This is a genomic window from Streptococcus sp. Z556, assembly GCF_053010225.1.
Map to the genome: position 1 here is coordinate 1 of NZ_JBRKNU010000003.1, position 18,310 is coordinate 18,310.

Genomic DNA, 18,310 nt, shown 5'->3' on the forward strand with positions numbered 1-18,310 from the left:
AAGCTGAACTTCCAAAAACAGGTGAAGCAACATCTATCTTCTCAGCAATTGGATTTGTAGTCTTGGCATTGAGTGGATTGGTATTCTTCGTAAAACGTAAAGCTGAAGCTTTTGTAGAAGAAACATGAAACTTGGTAAGTGAGAATATTCCTTCTCTCTTAAACCTGATAGAGAAAGTCTCTAGAAAATTCGTTTTCTAGGGGCTTTTTGTTTTGAGACTGTTAGTTTGTATTGCTCTACAAGACGCTATGAAAAAATCAACGGTCTAATGGCATTGGTTAAGGTTCAGGATTTCATAATAATTTTTTCTACTTGTTCCCTTTTTCTTTCAAAAAACCAAAAATTTCGGTATAATAGTCAAAGATAGTCAAGGTTCAAAGAAGGAGTTTGATTTACTATGAGATTTAAAAATACATCAGATCATATCGAAGCCTATATCAAGGCAATTTTAGACCAGTCTGGTATCGTGGAATTGCAGCGGAGTCAGTTGGCGGATACCTTTCAGGTTGTGCCAAGTCAGATCAACTATGTCATCAAGACACGTTTTACTGAAAGCAGAGGTTACTTGGTTGAGAGCAAGCGTGGTGGCGGAGGCTACATTCGCATCGGACGGATTGAGTTTTCCAATCATCATGAGATGCTCCGCGATTTGCTTTACTCGATTGGTGAGCGAGTTAGTCAGGAGATTTACGAGGATATTCTCCAGCTTTTGGTGGAGCAGAACTTGATGACCAATCAGGAGATGACCTTGCTGACTTCAGTAGCAACAGATCGTGTCCTAGGGGAAGAATCCTCAGTTGTCCGTGCCAATATGCTCCGACAGCTATTACAAGAGGTAGATAGAAAAGAGAAGTAAGATGAACTATTCAAAAGCATTGAATGAATGTATCGAAAGTGCCTACATGGTTGCGGGCCATTTTGGAGCCCGATATCTAGAGTCTTGGCATTTATTGATTGCCATGTCCAATCACAGTTACAGTGTGGCAGGTGCGACTCTAAATGATTATCCTTATGAAATGGACCGTTTAGAAGAGGTTGCTTTGGAATTGACTGAAACGGACTATAGCCAAGACGAAACCTTTACAGAATTGCCCTTTTCCCATCGTTTGGAGGTTCTCTTTGCAGAAGCAGAGTATGTGGCCTCAGTGGTCCATGCTAAGGTGCTAGGGACAGAGCATGTATTATATGCAATCTTGCATGATGGCAATGCCTTGGCGACTCGCATCTTGGAGAGAGCAGGTTTTTCTTATGAAGACCAGAAAGATCAGGTCAGAATTGCTGCTCTTCGTCGTAATTTAGAGGAACGTGCTGGCTGGACTCGTGAAGACCTCAAGGCTTTGCGTCAACGCCACCGCACGGTAGCAGACAAGCAAAATTCCATGGCCAATATGATGGGTATGCCTCAGAATCCAAGTGGCGGTCTAGAGGACTACACGCATGACCTGACGGAGCAAGCGCGCTCTGGCAAGTTAGAGCCAGTTATCGGTCGTGACAAGGAAATCTCACGTATGATTCAGATTTTAAGTCGGAAGACCAAGAACAATCCTGTCTTGGTTGGAGATGCTGGTGTCGGGAAAACAGCTCTGGCCCTTGGCCTTGCCCAGCGTATTGCTAGTGGGGATGTACCTGCGGAAATGGCCAAGATGCGCGTTTTGGAGCTTGATTTGATGAATGTTGTTGCGGGGACACGTTTCCGTGGAGATTTTGAAGAGCGCATGAACAATATCATCAAGGATATCGAGGAAGATGGCAAAGTAATCCTCTTTATCGATGAACTCCACACCATCATGGGTTCTGGAAGTGGTATTGACTCGACTCTGGATGCGGCCAATATCTTGAAGCCAGCCTTGGCACGTGGAACTTTGAGAACGGTTGGTGCAACTACTCAGGAAGAATACCAAAAACACATCGAAAAGGATGCTGCCCTTTCTCGTCGTTTTGCCAAAGTGACGATTGATGAGCCAAGTCTAGCTGATAGCATGACTATTTTGCAAGGTTTGAAGGCTACCTATGAGAAACACCACCGTGTGAAAATCACAGATGAAGCTGTCGAAACAGCTGTTAAGATGGCACATCGTTACCTGACCAGTCGTCACTTGCCAGACTCTGCTATCGACCTCTTGGATGAGGCAGCAGCAACTGTGCAAAACAAATCCAAGCATGTGAGAATGGACGAATCCGACTTGAGTCCAGCTGACAAGGCCTTGATGGATGGCAAGTGGAAACAAGCAGGCCAGCTAATCGCAAAAGAACAAGAATTGCCTGTCTATAAAGACTTGGTGACAGAATCTGATATTTTGACTACCTTGAGTCGCTTGTCAGGGATCCCAGTCCAAAAACTGACGCAAACAGATGCCAAGAAGTACCTGAATTTGGAAGCGGAACTGCACAAACGGGTCATCGGTCAAGATCAAGCTGTTTCAAGTATTAGCCGTGCCATTCGCCGCAATCAGTCAGGAATTCGCAGTCACAAGCGTCCGATTGGTTCCTTTATGTTCCTAGGACCAACGGGTGTCGGTAAGACCGAATTGGCAAAGGCCTTGGCAGAAGTTCTCTTTGATGACGAATCAGCTCTTATCCGCTTTGATATGAGTGAGTATATGGAGAAATTCGCAGCCAGCCGTCTCAATGGAGCTCCTCCGGGCTATGTGGGCTACGAAGAAGGTGGGGAGTTGACCGAGAAGGTTCGCAACAAACCATACTCCGTACTCCTCTTTGACGAGGTAGAGAAGGCCCACCCAGATATCTTTAATGTTCTCTTGCAGGTTCTGGACGACGGTGTCTTGACAGATAGCAAGGGACGCAAAGTGGACTTTTCAAATACCATTATCATCATGACGTCAAACCTTGGTGCGACGGCTCTTCGTGATGACAAGACAGTCGGCTTTGGGGCCAAGGACATTCGTTTTGACCAGGAAAATATGGAAAAACGAATCTTCGAAGAGTTGAAAAAAGCTTATCGACCAGAGTTTATCAACCGTATTGATGAAAAGGTGGTCTTCCATAGCTTGGATAGTGAACATATGCAGGAAATTGTCAAGATCATGGTTAAACCATTGATTGCTAGCCTGGCAGAGAAGGGTATCGACTTGAAACTGCAAGCTTCGGCACTGAAGTTGCTAGCTAGTCACGGTTACAATCCAGAAATGGGAGCCCGTCCACTTCGCAGAACCCTGCAAACAGAAGTGGAAGACAAGCTAGCAGAACTTCTCCTTAAGGGAGAACTGGTAGCAGGCAAGACCCTCAAGATAGGAGTTAAAGCTGGACAATTGAAATTTGATATTGCTTAAAAAATGAGAATCAGGAGGAATCCTGATTCTTTTTTATCACTTTTTTATAAAAAATAATAAAAAACCCTTGACAAAACAAAAATATAGTATATAATAAAAACATAGAAAATAAAAATATCAAAAATTATAAAAAGGTAAAACATTTATGAAAAAGAAAACAGCAGTGGTATTTGGGACCTTTGCACCTCTTCATCAGGGGCATATCGATTTAATCCAGCGAGCGAAGCGTCAGTGTGACCAGGTTTGGGTAGTCGTTTCAGGCTATGAGGGAGACAGAGGGGAGCAGATAGGCTTAACTCTTCAAAAAAGATTTCGCTATATCAGAGAGGCTTTTCGTGACGATGAGTTGACCTCTGTCTGCAAGTTAGATGAAACCAAGCTTCCTCGTTACCCTATGGGCTGGCAGGAGTGGTTGGACCAGATGCTATCGGAGATTTCCTACGATGAAGCCCAGCAAGAACTGATCTTTTTTGTGGGAGAACGTGACTACCAGCAAGAGCTATCTAATCGTGGATTTGGCACTGTCTTGCAAGAAAGAAAGTTTGGAATCTCAGCGACTATGATTCGAGAAAATCCAAGCAAATATTGGAAATACATCGCTCAACCCTTCCGCCGTCAGTTTACTAAGAAAGTGTTGATTATGGGAAGTGCTAGCAATGGGAAGACCACTCTGGCAAAGGATTTGGCAAGGTATTACGATGCGCCCGTTAGTCTGGAATATGCACGTGAGTACCAGATTAAAAACAATGTCCGCGACGATGAATTGACTCCAAAGGATTACTACTATCTCCTTTTAGGGCAGTATGACCAGACCTCTAAGTTAATTGACAGTAATACCAATCGAGGCCTAGTGATAGCTGACACCAACTCCTTAGTAACCAAGGGCTACTATGACTATTACATGGAGACTGAGGATCAAGGGGACTTATCAGGAGAAACCTTTGACAATCTCTTTGTTTCGATCTTAGCTAAGGAAAAATGGGATTTGATTCTCTTCGTGCAACCTGTCGGTTCCTATGTCAATGACGGGTTTAGGGATATGACCATGGCAGAAGACCATATTCGTCACAGTTTTTCCCAGCATTTGGACCAGATGAGAGAGCGATATTTAACCACCATTCCTTTAGTTTATCTAGCGGAGGATTACCTAGGAAATTATGAAGCAGCCAAAGTGGCTATTGATACCATTTACCAAGCAGATTAGGAGAAAATTATGAAAACAGTAACTAAAAAAATCACACAATTTATCGAAAACTTTAAAAATGTTCATGCAGAAGCCCGTAAGATCGGTTTTGCAGGAATTATGCGCCTGATCTGGAAAGATCTCTTTGTCGGCCGTAGCCTTTTCCAGTGGTTGTATCTCATCGCCTTGTCGAGTGTTCCCTTGATCTTAGAGTTCACGCAAAATACAGAAAGCCATGACTGGTTGAGCTTGTTTGCATCTTGGACTGGGATTGTCTGTGTTATCTTGGTAGCAGAAGGGCGTGCAAGCAATTATCTCTTTGGGGCCATTAACTCGGCTATCTACTTGATCTTGGCCATGAATGCGACTTTTTATGGAGAAGTTTTGACGACTGTTTACTTCTTTGTCATGCAGCCGATTGGTCTCTATGCTTGGTTGTCCAATCGTATCAATGATCAAGGAAAACCAGAAGAATCCCACTTTGAAGCTAAGAAATTATCTGTTCTTGACTGGCTCAAGTACTTGGCCTTGACTGCTATCATTTGGATTGGTATGGGCTTGGCTTACCAAAGTATCAATAGCGCTCGCCCTTTCCGTGATAGTGTTACCGATGCGACCAATGGTGTTGGTCAGCTCTTGATGACACGTCTTTACCGCGAGCAATGGATTTTCTGGATTGCAACCAATCTCTTTAGTATCTACCTCTGGTGGGGTGAAAACATCCACATCCAAGGGATGTACTGGGTATACACACTCAACAGTCTAGTGGGATGGTACCAATGGACCAAGGCAGTTCGAAAGGAGGCATAAGATGGCAGACATAAAGATTCCAGCAGGGATGACGGAAAAAGAATATTATGAAATCCATGCCAGTCAGGAGGAGTTTTTGGATTGGTACTACAAGCAGGAACTCCCTCAATATGAAAAACCAAGTGTGACAGTAGATATGGTAGCCTACTGCTTTGTTGAAGGAAAGATCAAACTCTTGCTGATCCGTCGCAAGGCTCACCCTTATCAAAACTGTTTGGCTCTGGTTGGAGGCTTTATGGATAAGGGAGAGGATGCTGCGCATGCCTGTCAGCGCGAGGTGAGAGAAGAAGTCAATCTCGATCTTCCTTTAGAAAAAATCGAGCAATTGATGACCGTATCTACTCCTGGTCGTGATCCACGGGGCTGGACGGTGACCATTGCCCACTTGGTTTATTTGCCTAGCCGCGCCTTAGACCTCGTTCAGGCTGGAGATGATGCTAAGGATGTGGTTTTTGTAGATGTCGATTTTCAGACGGGCAAGTGCTTCTTAGAGGGAGTAGAGTTGGAGGAGAGTGCCTTCGCCTTTGACCATTATGCTATTATCCAAGAGTCTATTAAACGAATCCAAGGGAGACTTGACTGGAATCCGACCTTCCTTTATCTGCTGGAGGAGGAGTTCACTGTCTATGAAGGGACTGAACTGGTCAATCTCATCAACCCCGGTCGCCCCATCGTCAGCAATAACTTTCTCGTAAAATATGGCGAATATGTAGAAGAAGTCGGACTCAAACGAGTGCCCAAAAAGAAACCAAGAAAAACCTATCGATTGAAATAAAAAGTGAGGTCGGGATAAAGTTCCCGACCTCTTTATGTACCATCATGAGATGGTTTTGCTGTTGCGATTGCTTTTAGGTGTGCCTATCTTTCTTAGGATTGCTCAACATATGAGTAAAGAAGTCTTTGTATCGATACTTGAGATAGTTCTCATGTAAAAATAACAAAGCGATATAGACAATCATAAAGATTATCGTCAGATAGAAGACATCAAATGCAGTTCGCGCATAGTAAGTGGCTGATTGATAAGAGCCAATAGCTCCCAAAATCAACCAAGGAAGATACTTGTAATACTTATTTAGCATAAGAGCATACCTCCTATATTCTATTTCAATGTTATTATATTCCTTTGTCTAATACAATGCAAGCGATTATACAAAGGTGATGTAAAAAATAGGACTCTAATCTAGGAAATTTTTCTATTTTTTCGTTTCGATTACGAATAGAGATAGTAGAGAGAATAATTTTTAAAATAGTTTCTCTAAATAGTTGACAGATTCAAAGTCCAATGTTACAATTATATTACAAAAAGATTTCTTAACATTTCAAAAATGTTACAAAGGAGTAGAAAAATGAAAAAGAAAACCTATATCAAATTGATGGCAGCGACTGTATTGGCTTCTACCTTGCTACTGGGAGCTTGTGGAAATAAAAACGAAACCACTCAAACCAGCAGCTCTGCCAAGACAAGTCAATCATCAAGTTCCAAAGCAGCTTCTTCTAGCAAAGAAAGCAAGACACAAAAATCTTCAAGCTCAGCTTCATCTGAAAAGGCTCAGGCATCTTCTGGTCAGTCTTCTACAACGGCAGATCAGTCACAAGCGAAACCAGCACCTGAATCAAGACAGGAACAAGCAACTCCTAGTCAACCAGCCCCTTCTCAGGCTCCGTCAACTCAGCAAGGTTCTCAAGCCCAGTCTAACCAGTCAAGCTATGATCCAACAACTGACCGCAAACTTCAAGACAAGCAAGCAGAACACAACAAACGCTACAAGGGAGTTTTAACCATGGTGGATGGTGACTTCTCAGCTGCAGCAGGCAACTGGAAGGGAGCGAATGGCGAAACTATTACGGTTTCATCAGGGGGGCAATTCACAGTAGAAACTGCAGATGGAAAGAAAGAAAACTATTCTATCAGAGGCTACTCTTACACTCTTGATGATGGTAAGTATAATGCCAAAATCGGTGGAGGAAAAATCATCCAAATTACAACAGGTGCGGATGGTAAAGTTTCGAGTGTTGCCTTGATTCAATAATAGTATCTAGGATTTCCTAGGATAAAAAAACCGTAAACTTCAAGTGAGTTACGGTTTTTTGTGTATTAAGCTTTATCTAATTGCAATAGAGCTTCAATCTCAGCCAGAGTGCTTGCTTGGGAAATGGCTCCACGAAGTTTGGCTGCACCAGATGTTCCCCGAAGGTAGTGAGGAGCGAGTCCACGGAATTCACGAACGGCAACGTTTTCTCCTTTGAGATTAATCAAGCGTTTCAAATGTTCGTAAGCAATTTTCATCTTGTCCTCAAACGTCAAGTCAGGGAGAATTTCTCCTGTTTCAAAGTAGTGATTGATCTGGTTGAAGAGGTAGGGATTTCCCATGGCTGCGCGACCAATCATAACAGCGTCAGCTCCGACTTCTTCGATACGTTGTTTGGCTTCTTGAACCGTACGGATGTCACCGTTGGCGATAAATGGAATCTTTGTCAGGGCTTGGGCTACGTCGTGCAAGGTCTCAAGGTCAGCGTGGCCAGTATACATTTGTTCGCGGGTACGGCCGTGCATGGCGAGGGCAGAGACACCAGCAGCCTCAGCTGCGAGAGCATTCTCCACGGCTAGGGATGGATCAGACCAGCCAGTGCGCATTTTGACAGTGAGGGGGATATCAAGGACAGATTGGACCTTGTTGATAATAGAGTAGATCTTGTCTGGGTCCTTGAGCCACATAGCGCCGGCTTCGTTCTTCACGATTTTGTTAACTGGGCAACCCATGTTGATATCAACGATATCGGTCTTGGTGTTTTCTTGGATAAATTCTGCTGCGCGTGCGAGACTATCTTCGTCGCTACCAAAGAGTTGGATAGAAACTGGGTTTTCGCCTTCGTCGATATGAAGCATATGAAGAGTTTTTTCGTTGTTGTATTGGATTCCCTTGTCAGAGACCATTTCCATAACAACGAGTCCAGCTCCGAGCTCTTTTGCGATGGTACGAAAGGCTGAGTTGGTCACGCCAGCCATGGGTGCTAAAACAGTACGATTGGGAATCTCAACATTGCCAATCATAAAAGGTGTATTAAGATTTGTCACGAATGAGTTCCTCCAGGTCGTTTTCATCAAAGTTATAAGTAGTTTGGCAGAATTGACAAGTGATTTCTGCACCGTGGTCTTCCTCTTTCATTTCTTCTAGGTCTGAAGTTGGAAGGCTGGCAAGAGCGTTCATAAAACGGTCTTTGCTGCAGTCACATTGGAAACGAATTTCTTCTTCAGATAGGCGTTTGTAGGATTCGTCACCATAGATGGCCTTGAGAAGGGCTTCGATATGGTCATCGCTTTCCAGAAGAGTTGAGATGGCTGGCATTTCTTGGATGCGTTTTTCAAAGCGAGCAATCTCTTCTTCCTTGGCCCCTGGCAATACTTGGAGAAGAAAACCACCGGCAACTTCGACCTTGTCGTCTTTGTCTAAAAGCACATTGAGGCCGACTGCTGAAGGAGTTTGTTGGCTTTCGGTCAGGTAGTAGGCCAAGTCTTCACCGATTTCTCCAGAGATGAGGGGAGTCATAGAGTTATAAGGATTACCAGTGCCATAGTCTGTGATAACGAGAAATTGACCGTTTCCGACAAAAGGTCCGACTAGGACTTCACCTGTTGCGGTCTTTTTGATGTCAACACCTGGATTTTGAACGTAGCCTTTGACATTTCCCTTGGTATCTGCGACCGTGATGATGGCACCGAGAGAGCTCGTTCCAAGAACTTTTACAGTAATCTTGGTATTTCCTTTTTCATTGGCTGCGAGAATTTGGCTAGCGATAAGGGCACGACCAAGTGCGACGGTTGAACTGGCTTGAGTTTGATGTTTTTCTTGAGCAGTGCGGACGGTTTCTGTGCTGTCAAGGACAAAAGCACGAAAGGCTCCGCTTTCTGATATAGTTTTAATAATTTTATCCATAGCTACTATTTTAGCATAAAAATGCCCAAAGGGGGAGCCGTGTGTTTGCTGTTTCTGAGGAATAAGGACGAGGAAATCGGCTTTAAAATAAAATGAGAAACAGATTATTTCCGCATTTGAAAGATTTATGCTATTCTTGAAGGAGAAAATGAAAGGGGTAACAAATGTATTTAGGTGATTTGATGGAAAAAGCCGAATCTGGTCAATTTTTAGTCCTTTCCTTTCTGTTACAAGATTCGCAGACAACCGTCAAGGAAGCCATGGAAGAAACAGGCTTTTCAAAGGCGACTCTAACCAAGTACATCTCTCTGATTAACGAAAATGCCTTGGAAAGAGGGTTAGAGCTGACCATCCACTTGGATGATGAAAGCCTGCGTCTGTCTGTCGGTACTGCCACAAAGGGGAGAGAGATTCGGAGCTTGTTTTTAGACAATGCCATTAAGTACCAAATTTTGGTTTACCTTCTCTATCACCAACAGTTCCTAGCCCATCAACTGGCTCAAGAATTGATGATTAGCGAGGCCACGCTTGGTCGCCATTTATCTAGCTTGAATCATATTTTGTCAGAGTTTGACTTATCCATCCAAAATGGCCGTTGGCGAGGTCCGGAGCATCAGATTCGTTACTTTTATTTCTGTCTTTTCCGCAAGGTCTGGTCCAGTCAGGAGTGGGAAAGTCATATGCAGAAAGCGGAGAGAAAGCAGGATATTGCTACCTTAGAAGAAATCTGCGGTGCCAGCTTGTCTTCGGGTCAGAAATTAGACTTGGTTCTCTGGAATCATATCAGTCAACAGCGCCTTCGGGTTAACGCCTGTCAATTTCAAGTCATAGAAGAAAAAATGCGAGGGTATTTTGACAATATTTTCTACCTTCGTCTACTTGGCAAGGCTTCTTCTTTTTTTGGTGGGCAGCACATTCCTCTAGGAACTGAGGATGGGGAGATGATGATTTTCTTCTCTTTCCTCTTGTCTCATCGCATTTTGCCCCTTCATACCATGGAGTACATCCTTGGTTTCGGAGGGCAATTAGCCGATTTGTTGACGCAATTGATTCAAGAAATGAAGAAGGAGGAGTTGCTGGGGGACTATACAGAGGACCATGTCACCTATGAACTCAGTCAGCTTTGTGGTCAAGTTTATCTCTACAAAGGCTATATCTTGCAAGATCGCTACAAGTATCAGATAGAGCATCGGCACCCTTATTTGCTGATGGAGCATGACTTTCGAGATATTGCTCAGAAAATTTTCGCCTCCTTGCCAGCCTTTCATCAGGGGACGGATCTTGATAAGAAAATCCTCTGGGAATGGCTTCAGTTGATGGAGTATATGGCAGAAAATGGTGGCCAACATATGCGAATTGGTCTGGATTTGACATCTGGTTTCCTTGTCTTTTCTAGGATGGCTGCCATTTTGAAACGGTATTTGGAATACAATCGTTTCATTACTATTGAAGCCTATGACCCCAGTCGACATTATGATTTGTTGATTACTAACAACCCTATCCATAAGAAAGAACAAACACCCGTCTACTATTTGAAAAATGATTTGGACATCGAAGATTTAGCTACGATTCGTCAGATGCTATTTGCCTAAAAGACCTGAATTTTCAGGTCTTTTTTGTGAAATTCGCACAATCTCCTCATATTTTTTTAAAATTTTAAAAAAATTGATAAACAAGAAAGCGCTTTATTTTGTATACTAGTTACTGTAAAGAGGAACCCCCTCAAGATTTTATCAGGAGGACAGCACATGTCACAAGAAAAATACATCATGGCTATTGACCAAGGAACTACTAGTTCTCGTGCCATCATTTTTAACAAAAAAGGAGAAAAGGTCAGCTCTAGCCAAAAAGAGTTCACTCAGATTTTCCCTCAAGCAGGTTGGGTAGAGCACAATGCCAATGAAATTTGGAACTCTGTTCAGTCAGTTATCGCGGGTGCTTTCATCGAAAGTGGTGTGAAACCAAGTCAAATCGAAGCAATCGGGATTACCAACCAGCGCGAAACAACTGTCGTCTGGGATAAGAAAACAGGCCTCCCTATCTATAATGCTATCGTTTGGCAATCACGCCAGACAGCTCCTCTGGCTGAGCAACTAAAAAGCCAAGGTTATGTGGAAAAATTCCATGAAAAGACTGGTTTGATCATTGACGCTTATTTCTCAGCGACCAAGGTTCGTTGGATATTGGACCATGTAGAAGGCGCTCAAGAGCGAGCAGAAAAAGGAGAATTGCTCTTTGGTACTATCGATACTTGGTTGGTTTGGAAATTGACTGACGGTGCGGCTCACGTGACGGACTACTCAAACGCAGCCCGTACCATGCTCTATAACATCAAGGATCTTAAATGGGATGATGAGATTTTGGAAATCCTCAATATTCCTAAGGCTATGCTCCCAGAAGTTCGTTCTAACTCTGAAATCTACGGCAAGACAGCTCCATTCCATTTCTACGGTGGAGAAGTACCAATCTCTGGTATGGCTGGTGACCAGCAGGCGGCTCTCTTTGGACAGTTAGCTTTTGAGCCTGGTATGGTCAAGAATACTTATGGAACGGGTTCTTTCATCATCATGAACACTGGTGAAGAGATGCAGCTGTCTGAAAACAACCTCTTGACAACGATTGGTTATGGTATTAACGGCAAGGTTTACTATGCTTTGGAAGGTTCTATCTTCATCGCAGGAAGTGCCATTCAATGGCTTCGTGACGGTCTTCGCATGGTAGAAAACTCACCAGAGTCTGAAAAATATGCTCTTAATTCTCACAACAATGACGAAGTCTATGTCGTACCTGCCTTTACAGGTCTAGGGGCACCATACTGGAACCAAAACGCTCGTGGTTCGGTCTTTGGCTTAACTCGTGGAACAACTAAAGAAGACTTTATCAAGGCGACTTTGCAATCTATCGCTTATCAAGTACGTGACATCATTGACACCATGCAAGTGGATGCGCAGACAGCTATCCAAGTCTTGAAGGTAGATGGTGGTGCAGCCATGAACAACTTCCTCATGCAGTTCCAGGCTGACATCTTGGGAATTGATATCGCACGCGCTAAAAACTTGGAAACAACTGCCCTAGGTGCAGCCTTCCTGGCAGGATTGTCAGTGGGTTATTGGAAGGACTTGGATGAGTTGAAACTCTTGAACGAGACAGGAGAACTCTTTGAGCCATCCATGAACGAATCTCGTAAGGAACAACTTTATAAGGGCTGGAAGAAGGCTGTGAAAGCAACGCAAGTCTTTGCGGAAATCGATGACTAATACTGTTTCTTGATGCAATGATCAGTTTAAGAATGAAACGACTCAGTTAGAAAGTGTGTAAATATGGAATTTTCAAAGAAAACACGTGAATTGTCAATTAAAAAAATGCAGGACCGTACCTTGGATCTCTTGATTATTGGTGGAGGGATTACAGGAGCTGGTGTAGCTTTGCAGGCAGCAGCCAGTGGTCTTGACACTGGTTTGATTGAAATGCAGGACTTCGCAGAAGGAACATCCAGCCGATCAACAAAATTGGTCCACGGAGGTCTGCGTTACCTCAAACAATTCGACGTGGAAGTGGTATCAGATACAGTTTCTGAACGTGCAGTGGTTCAACAAATCGCTCCACATATTCCAAAACCAGATCCAATGCTCTTGCCAGTTTACGATGAAGATGGAGCGACCTTTAGCCTCTTCCGTCTCAAAGTAGCCATGGACTTGTACGACCTTTTGGCAGGTGTTAACAATACGCCAGCTGCTAACAAGGTCTTGAGCAAGGAAGAAGTCTTGGAACGCCAGCCAAACTTGAAGAAAGAAGGTTTGGTAGGAGGTGGGGTTTACCTTGACTTCCGTAACAACGATGCGCGTCTCGTGATTGAAAACATCAAACGTGCCAACCAAGACGGTGCTCTCATTGCCAACCACGTTAAGGCAGAAGGCTTCCTCTTTGACGAAAGCGGCAAGATTACAGGCGTCGTAGCTCGTGATTTGTTGACAGACCAAGTCTTTGAAATCAAGGCTCGTCTGGTTATCAACACGACAGGTCCTTGGAGCGACAAGGTACGTAATTTGTCTAATAAGGGAACCCAATTCTCACAAATGCGTCCAACTAAGGGAGTTCACTTGGTAGTGGATTCAAGTAAGATCAAGGTTTCACAGCCGGTTTACTTTGACACAGGTTTGGGAGATGGTCGTATGGTCTTTGTTCTCCCACGTGAAAACAAGACTTACTTTGGTACAACGGATACAGACTACACAAGCGATTTGGAACATCCAAAAGTGACGCAGGAAGATGTAGATTATCTACTTGGTATTGTCAACAACCGCTTCCCAGAAGCAAACATTACCATTGATGATATCGAAAGTAGCTGGGCTGGTCTTCGTCCATTGATTGCTGGCAACAGTGCCTCTGACTACAATGGCGGAAATAACGGAACCATTAGCGACGAAAGCTTCAATAGCTTGATTGCGACTGTCGAAGCTTATCTCTCGAAAGAAAAAACGCGTGAAGATGTTGAATCTGCTGTCAGCAAGCTTGAAAGCAGCACATCTGAGAAACATTTGGATCCATCTGCAGTTTCACGTGGTTCGAGCTTGGACCGTGATGATAACGGCCTTTTGACCCTTGCTGGTGGTAAAATCACAGACTATCGTAAGATGGCTGAAGGGGCTATGGAGCGCGTGGTTGATATCCTTAAAGCAGAATTTGACCGTAGCTTTAAACTCATCAATTCTAAGACTTACCCTGTTTCAGGTGGAGAATTGAACCCAGCAAATGTGGACTCAGAAATCGAAGCCTTTGCTCAACTTGGAGTTTCACGTGGTTTGGATAGCAAGGAAGCACAGTATCTCGCAAACCTCTATGGTTCAAATGCACCGAAGGTCTTTGCCCTTGCTCATAGCTTGGAACAAGCGCCAGGACTCAGCTTGGCAGATACCTTGTCCCTTCACTATGCAATGCGCAACGAGTTGGCTCTGAGCCCAGTTGACTTCCTCCTTCGTCGTACTAACCACATGCTCTTTATGCGTGATAGTTTAGATAGCATCGTTGAGCCAGTTCTGGATGAAATGGGACGATTCTATGATTGGACCGAAGAAGAAAAAGCAGCCTACCGTGCGGATGTTGAAGCAGCTCTTGCTCAAAACGATTTGGCAGAACTAAAAAATTAAAAAAGGAAAAGAGGTGGAGGGCAGCATTCCTTGCCGCCCGCCCCTTCTTTTAAATGGAGACAAAGATATGATGAAAGAATTATTTGGAGAATTTTTGGGGACCTTAATCCTGATCCTCCTAGGAAATGGTGTTGTTGCAGGTGTGGTTCTTCCCAAAACCAAGAGTAACAATTCAGGATGGATTGTGATTACTATGGGCTGGGGAATTGCTGTAGCCGTTGCGGCCTTTGTATCTGGCACGCTCAGCCCAGCCCACCTAAATCCAGCTGTGACGTTTGCGATGGCCTTAAAAGGAACGCTCTCTTGGGCTTCTGTTTTCCCTTATATCCTAGCCCAATTCGCAGGAGCGATGGTGGCTCAGATTTTGGTTTGGTTGCAATTCAAACCGCATTATGAGGCAGAAGAAAATGCAGGCAATATCCTAGCAACTTTCAGCACTGGACCAGCAATCAAGAACACAGTATCCAACTTGGTTAGCGAAATCCTTGGAACCTTTGTTTTGCTCTTGACAATCTTTGCCTTGGGGCTCTATGACCTTCAAGCAGGATTAGGGACCTTTGCAGTGGGGACCTTGATTGTCGGTATCGGTCTTTCACTAGGTGGGACAACGGGTTGTGCCTTGAACCCAGCTCGTGACCTAGGACCTCGTATCATGCACAGCATCTTGCCAATTCCAAACAAGGGAGACGGGGACTGGTCTTATGCTTGGATTCCTGTTGTAGGACCTATCCTCGGAGCGGCCCTAGCAGTTCTCGTATTTTCACTTTTCTAAGATAAAAGAGCTTTTTGCAACAGAGTTTGAGATGGAAATCTCAGGCTCTTTTTTGATGGCCAAAACATTAATATCTTAACTTGTCTTAAAATAAGCTAAAACCAACTTTTAAGTGACGGTAAACAGTTGAAAATTAGCATCATAAAGTGGTAAAATGGTAAAAAGATAAGATAGTAAGTGCTTATTTGCACAATATTCCTGAAAGTTTACAGAAAAGAAGTCGAATATGAAAAAAAAGAGAACATTTTATATTTTTTGGGCTCAAACATTCCTGTATTTTGTTATTTTACTAGGCTTGCTATATTTTTTTAGTTACCTTGGACAGGGACAAGGTGGCTTTATCTATAACGAATTTTAACTCAAAGGAGAAAATCTATTGTGTCAAATAAACCCATAGTTGATATGATTGAAACGATTGAGCACTTTGCTCAGACACAAGCTAGTTATCCTGTTTACAACGTTTTGGGGCGAGAGCATACTTATGGAGATTTGAAGGTTGATTCGGATAGTTTGGCTGCAGCCATTGATCAGTTGAATTTGCCAGAAAAATCTCCTGTTGTCGTCTATGGCGGACAGGAGTATGAGATGTTGGCTACCTTTGTGGCCCTGACCAAGTCAGGTCATGCCTATATTCCCATCGATAGCCATTCAGCCTTAGAACGGGTAGCTGCTATCGTAGAAGTAGCAGAACCGAGCTTGATTATTGCTATCTCAGATTTTCCATTAGAGCAGACAAGTATACCAACACTGAATTTAGAGCAGGTCCATGAAGCCTTTTCTCGACGTTCCAGCTATACCATCACGCATCCAGTAAAAGGAGATGACAACTACTACATCATCTTTACATCTGGGACGACTGGTAAGCCAAAAGGAGTGCAGATTTCCCATGACAATCTCCTCAGCTTTACCAACTGGATGATTACAGACAAGGAATTTGCGACGCCAAGTCGTCCACAAATGCTGGCCCAGCCGCCTTATTCTTTTGATCTATCTGTCATGTACTGGGCGCCAACCTTGGCACTAGGTGGAACACTCTTTGCTCTACCGTCTGCCATCACACAGGACTTTAAGCAACTCTTTGCGACCATCTTTTCCTTGCCCATCGCTATCTGGACTTCGACGCCTTCCTTTGCAGATATGGCCATGTTGTCAGAAGACTTTAATAGCGAGAAAATGCCTGAAATCACGCATTTCTACTTTGATGGTGAAGAATTGACGGTCAAAACAGCTCGAAAACTGCGTGAGCGTTTCCCGCATGCTCGTATCATCAATGCCTACGGTCCAACAGAAGCGACAGTAGCCCTATCAGCAGTTGCCGTGACAGATGAGATGTTGGCGACTCTCAAACGTCTACCAATCGGCTATACCAAGGCGGATTCTCCGACCTTTATCATTGACGAGGATGGCAATAAAGTTCCCAATGGTGAACAGGGAGAAATCATCATTTCTGGACCAGCTGTTTCAAAAGGCTATATGAACAATCCTGAAAAAACAGCAGAAGCCTTTTTTGAGTTCGAAGGTCTTCCAGCTTACCACACAGGAGATGTAGGAACCATGACAGATGAGGGCTTGCTTCTCTACGGTGGACGGATGGACTTCCAGATTAAGTTTAATGGTTATCGTATTGAGCTTGAAGATGTCTCGCAAAACCTCAACAAGTCTCGCTATATCGAGTCGGCTGTTGCTGTCCCACGTTATAACAAGGACCATAAGGTACAGAATTTACTGGCCTATGTTATCCTAAAGGATGGTATCCGTCAGCAATTTGAACGGGATATTGATATAACCAAGGCTATCAAGGAAGACTTGGCTGATATCATGATGTCCTATATGATGCCGTCTAAATTCCTATACCGAGACAGCTTACCGCTGACTCCTAATGGTAAGATTGACATCAAGGGCTTGATTAACGAGGTAAACAGCCGATGATGGAATTTTTCAAACATTTTCCTCATTTGGAACCTTATGGGAATCCACAGTATTTTCTATATATCATCGGTGCCACCTTGCCCATCTTTATCGGCCTCTTTTTCAAGAAACGTTTTGCCTTGTATGAGGTACTGGTTAGTCTTTTCTTTATCCTAGCCATGTTGGTAGGTGGGAAGACGGATCAAATCAGTGCTCTCCTTCTTTATATCGTTTGGCAATTGCTACTTGTTTTTTTCTACAAAAGATACAGAAAAAAGCGGGATAGCCAGTGGGTCTTTTATCTGGTTAGCTTTTTATCTTTATTGCCGATTATCTTTGTGAAAGTAGCTCCTGCTATTCATGCTCCCCAGTCCTTGCTTGGCTTTTTGGGAATCTCATACTTGACTTTTCGTTCTGTTGGGATGATCATCGAGCTGAGAGATGGGGTGATTAAGGATTTCACCTTGTGGGAATTTATCCGTTTTCTTCTCTTTATGCCGACCTTCTCAAGTGGTCCCATTGATCGTTTTAAACGCTTCAATGAAAATTATCAGACTATTCCTGAGCGGGATGAGTTGATGGATATGCTGGAAGAGGCTGTCAAGTATATCATGCTTGGCTTTCTATATAAGTTTATCTTGGCTCACATTTTAGGAGAGACATTATTGCCTCCACTGAAAAATTTGGCCCTGCAGACTGGTGGCTTCTTTAACCATTATGCCCTAGCAGTCATGTATACCTTTGGTTTGGAATTGTTCTTTGACTTTGCTGGCTATTCTATGTTTGCCTTAGCCATTTCAAACTTGATGGGGATTCGTAGTCCGATTAACTTTAACAAGCCTTTTTTATCAAGGGATTTAAAGGAGTTTTGGAATCGTTGGCATATGAGTCTGTCTTTCTGGTTCCGTGACTTTGTCTTTATGCGAATGGTGATGGTCTTGACTAGAAAGAAGGTCTTTAAGAATCGCAATGTGACTTCAAGTGTTGCCTATATTGTAAATATGCTGATTATGGGATTTTGGCACGGAGTGACCTGGTACTACATCGCCTACGGACTCTTTCATGGGATTGGACTGGTCATCAATGACGCTTGGGTTCGCAAGAAAAAAGCACTCAATAAAGAACGCAAAAAAGCTGGGAAGGCTGCTTTACCTGAGAATCGCTGGATTCAGTTGCTTGGCATGGTTGTCACCTTCCATGTCGTCATGTTTTCATTCTTGATCTTTTCTGGATTCTTGAATGATTTGTGGTTTAAAAAATAAAAG

The 18,310-nt window shown here is 43.5% G+C and carries 17 protein-coding genes; 14 read left to right on the top strand and 3 right to left on the bottom strand.

Annotation, left to right across the window (positions count from 1 at the left end; all coding sequences use genetic code 11):
- From ACVC7S_RS04435 to ACVC7S_RS04460, 6 genes are all read left to right on the top strand, one after another.
- Positions 1–128, top strand: a 128-nt coding sequence (locus ACVC7S_RS04435; protein ID WP_447266461.1) for an LPXTG cell wall anchor domain-containing protein, incomplete at its 5' end; no start/stop codon positions are given.
- A gap of 269 nt (positions 129–397) precedes the next feature.
- Entirely contained in the window at positions 398–856 is a 459-nt protein-coding gene (locus tag ACVC7S_RS04440; RefSeq protein ID WP_447266339.1) for a CtsR family transcriptional regulator, read from the top strand.
- A gap of 1 nt (position 857) precedes the next feature.
- On the top strand, positions 858–3,290 hold the full coding sequence (locus ACVC7S_RS04445; RefSeq protein WP_447266340.1) for an ATP-dependent Clp protease ATP-binding subunit: 2,433 nt from the start codon (positions 858–860) through the stop codon (positions 3,288–3,290).
- Positions 3,291–3,435: 145 nt separating this feature from the next.
- Complete coding sequence (locus ACVC7S_RS04450; protein ID WP_447266341.1) at positions 3,436–4,494, top strand: AAA family ATPase; 1,059 nt, start codon at positions 3,436–3,438, stop codon at positions 4,492–4,494.
- A gap of 9 nt (positions 4,495–4,503) precedes the next feature.
- Positions 4,504–5,283, top strand: a complete 780-nt coding sequence (gene pnuC / locus ACVC7S_RS04455; RefSeq protein ID WP_447266342.1) for a nicotinamide riboside transporter PnuC — start codon at positions 4,504–4,506, stop codon at positions 5,281–5,283.
- Between the two features lies 1 nt (position 5,284).
- Positions 5,285–6,058, top strand: a complete 774-nt coding sequence (locus tag ACVC7S_RS04460) for an NUDIX domain-containing protein (protein WP_447266343.1) — start codon at positions 5,285–5,287, stop codon at positions 6,056–6,058.
- A 73-nt stretch (positions 6,059–6,131) separates the two neighbouring features.
- Here ACVC7S_RS04460 and ACVC7S_RS04465 read toward each other — a convergent pair whose 3' ends face one another.
- Entirely contained in the window at positions 6,132–6,362 is a 231-nt protein-coding gene (locus tag ACVC7S_RS04465; RefSeq protein WP_268705736.1) for a hypothetical protein, read from the bottom strand.
- A gap of 267 nt (positions 6,363–6,629) precedes the next feature.
- Between ACVC7S_RS04465 and ACVC7S_RS04470 the strand changes: the two genes are divergently transcribed.
- The gene (locus tag ACVC7S_RS04470) at positions 6,630–7,313 is read left to right on the top strand and encodes a hypothetical protein (protein WP_447266344.1); all 684 of its coding nucleotides are present in this window, start codon (positions 6,630–6,632) and stop codon (positions 7,311–7,313) included.
- Between the two features lie 65 nt (positions 7,314–7,378).
- Here ACVC7S_RS04470 and dusB read toward each other — a convergent pair whose 3' ends face one another.
- Both dusB and hslO read right to left on the bottom strand, forming a co-directional pair.
- On the bottom strand, positions 7,379–8,359 hold the full coding sequence (gene dusB, locus ACVC7S_RS04475; protein ID WP_000183315.1) for a tRNA dihydrouridine synthase DusB: 981 nt from the start codon (positions 8,357–8,359) through the stop codon (positions 7,379–7,381).
- Complete coding sequence (gene hslO, locus ACVC7S_RS04480) at positions 8,346–9,218, bottom strand: Hsp33 family molecular chaperone HslO (RefSeq protein WP_447266345.1); 873 nt, start codon at positions 9,216–9,218, stop codon at positions 8,346–8,348. The genes dusB and hslO overlap by 14 nt, the downstream gene beginning before the upstream one ends.
- Before the next feature lie 164 nt (positions 9,219–9,382).
- Here hslO and ACVC7S_RS04485 point away from each other — a divergent pair, with 164 nt between their 5' ends.
- From ACVC7S_RS04485 to dltB, 7 genes are all read left to right on the top strand, one after another.
- Complete coding sequence (locus ACVC7S_RS04485) at positions 9,383–10,810, top strand: helix-turn-helix domain-containing protein (RefSeq protein ID WP_447266346.1); 1,428 nt, start codon at positions 9,383–9,385, stop codon at positions 10,808–10,810.
- A gap of 156 nt (positions 10,811–10,966) precedes the next feature.
- Positions 10,967–12,475: a glycerol kinase GlpK gene (gene glpK / locus ACVC7S_RS04490; RefSeq protein ID WP_447266347.1), complete on the top strand. Its 1,509-nt coding sequence runs from the start codon at positions 10,967–10,969 to the stop codon at positions 12,473–12,475.
- Positions 12,476–12,538: 63 nt separating this feature from the next.
- Complete coding sequence (gene glpO / locus ACVC7S_RS04495; RefSeq protein ID WP_447266348.1) at positions 12,539–14,365, top strand: type 1 glycerol-3-phosphate oxidase; 1,827 nt, start codon at positions 12,539–12,541, stop codon at positions 14,363–14,365.
- Between the two features lie 67 nt (positions 14,366–14,432).
- On the top strand, positions 14,433–15,137 hold the full coding sequence (locus ACVC7S_RS04500) for an MIP/aquaporin family protein (RefSeq protein ID WP_447266349.1): 705 nt from the start codon (positions 14,433–14,435) through the stop codon (positions 15,135–15,137).
- A gap of 226 nt (positions 15,138–15,363) precedes the next feature.
- The gene (locus ACVC7S_RS04505) at positions 15,364–15,495 is read left to right on the top strand and encodes a teichoic acid D-Ala incorporation-associated protein DltX (protein WP_061407648.1); all 132 of its coding nucleotides are present in this window, start codon (positions 15,364–15,366) and stop codon (positions 15,493–15,495) included.
- Positions 15,496–15,515: 20 nt separating this feature from the next.
- Complete coding sequence (gene dltA, locus ACVC7S_RS04510; RefSeq protein WP_447266350.1) at positions 15,516–17,066, top strand: D-alanine--poly(phosphoribitol) ligase subunit DltA; 1,551 nt, start codon at positions 15,516–15,518, stop codon at positions 17,064–17,066.
- Positions 17,063–18,307 (top strand): D-alanyl-lipoteichoic acid biosynthesis protein DltB, encoded by a 1,245-nt coding sequence (gene dltB / locus ACVC7S_RS04515; protein ID WP_447266351.1) that lies wholly within the window; start codon positions 17,063–17,065, stop codon positions 18,305–18,307. The genes dltA and dltB overlap by 4 nt, the downstream gene beginning before the upstream one ends.
- Positions 18,308–18,310: the final 3 nt, after the last annotated feature.

Excerpts from the sequence above, each read along its gene's own strand:
- ACVC7S_RS04485 (WP_447266346.1), top strand. The coding sequence starts at position 9,383 with ATGTATTTAGGTGATTTGATGGAAAAAGCCGAATCTGGTCAATTTTTA.
- ACVC7S_RS04500 (WP_447266349.1), top strand. The coding sequence starts at position 14,433 with ATGATGAAAGAATTATTTGGAGAATTTTTGGGGACCTTAATCCTGATC.
- hslO (WP_447266345.1), bottom strand. The coding sequence starts at position 9,218 with ATGGATAAAATTATTAAAACTATATCAGAAAGCGGAGCCTTTCGTGCT.
- glpO (WP_447266348.1), top strand. The coding sequence starts at position 12,539 with ATGGAATTTTCAAAGAAAACACGTGAATTGTCAATTAAAAAAATGCAG.
- ACVC7S_RS04460 (WP_447266343.1), top strand. The coding sequence starts at position 5,285 with ATGGCAGACATAAAGATTCCAGCAGGGATGACGGAAAAAGAATATTAT.
- ACVC7S_RS04465 (WP_268705736.1), bottom strand. The coding sequence starts at position 6,362 with ATGCTAAATAAGTATTACAAGTATCTTCCTTGGTTGATTTTGGGAGCT.
- ACVC7S_RS04450 (WP_447266341.1), top strand. The coding sequence starts at position 3,436 with ATGAAAAAGAAAACAGCAGTGGTATTTGGGACCTTTGCACCTCTTCAT.
- glpK (WP_447266347.1), top strand. The coding sequence starts at position 10,967 with ATGTCACAAGAAAAATACATCATGGCTATTGACCAAGGAACTACTAGT.
- ACVC7S_RS04470 (WP_447266344.1), top strand. The coding sequence starts at position 6,630 with ATGAAAAAGAAAACCTATATCAAATTGATGGCAGCGACTGTATTGGCT.
- dltB (WP_447266351.1), top strand. The coding sequence starts at position 17,063 with ATGATGGAATTTTTCAAACATTTTCCTCATTTGGAACCTTATGGGAAT.
- ACVC7S_RS04445 (WP_447266340.1), top strand. The coding sequence starts at position 858 with ATGAACTATTCAAAAGCATTGAATGAATGTATCGAAAGTGCCTACATG.
- pnuC (WP_447266342.1), top strand. The coding sequence starts at position 4,504 with ATGAAAACAGTAACTAAAAAAATCACACAATTTATCGAAAACTTTAAA.
- ACVC7S_RS04505 (WP_061407648.1), top strand. The coding sequence starts at position 15,364 with ATGAAAAAAAAGAGAACATTTTATATTTTTTGGGCTCAAACATTCCTG.
- ACVC7S_RS04440 (WP_447266339.1), top strand. The coding sequence starts at position 398 with ATGAGATTTAAAAATACATCAGATCATATCGAAGCCTATATCAAGGCA.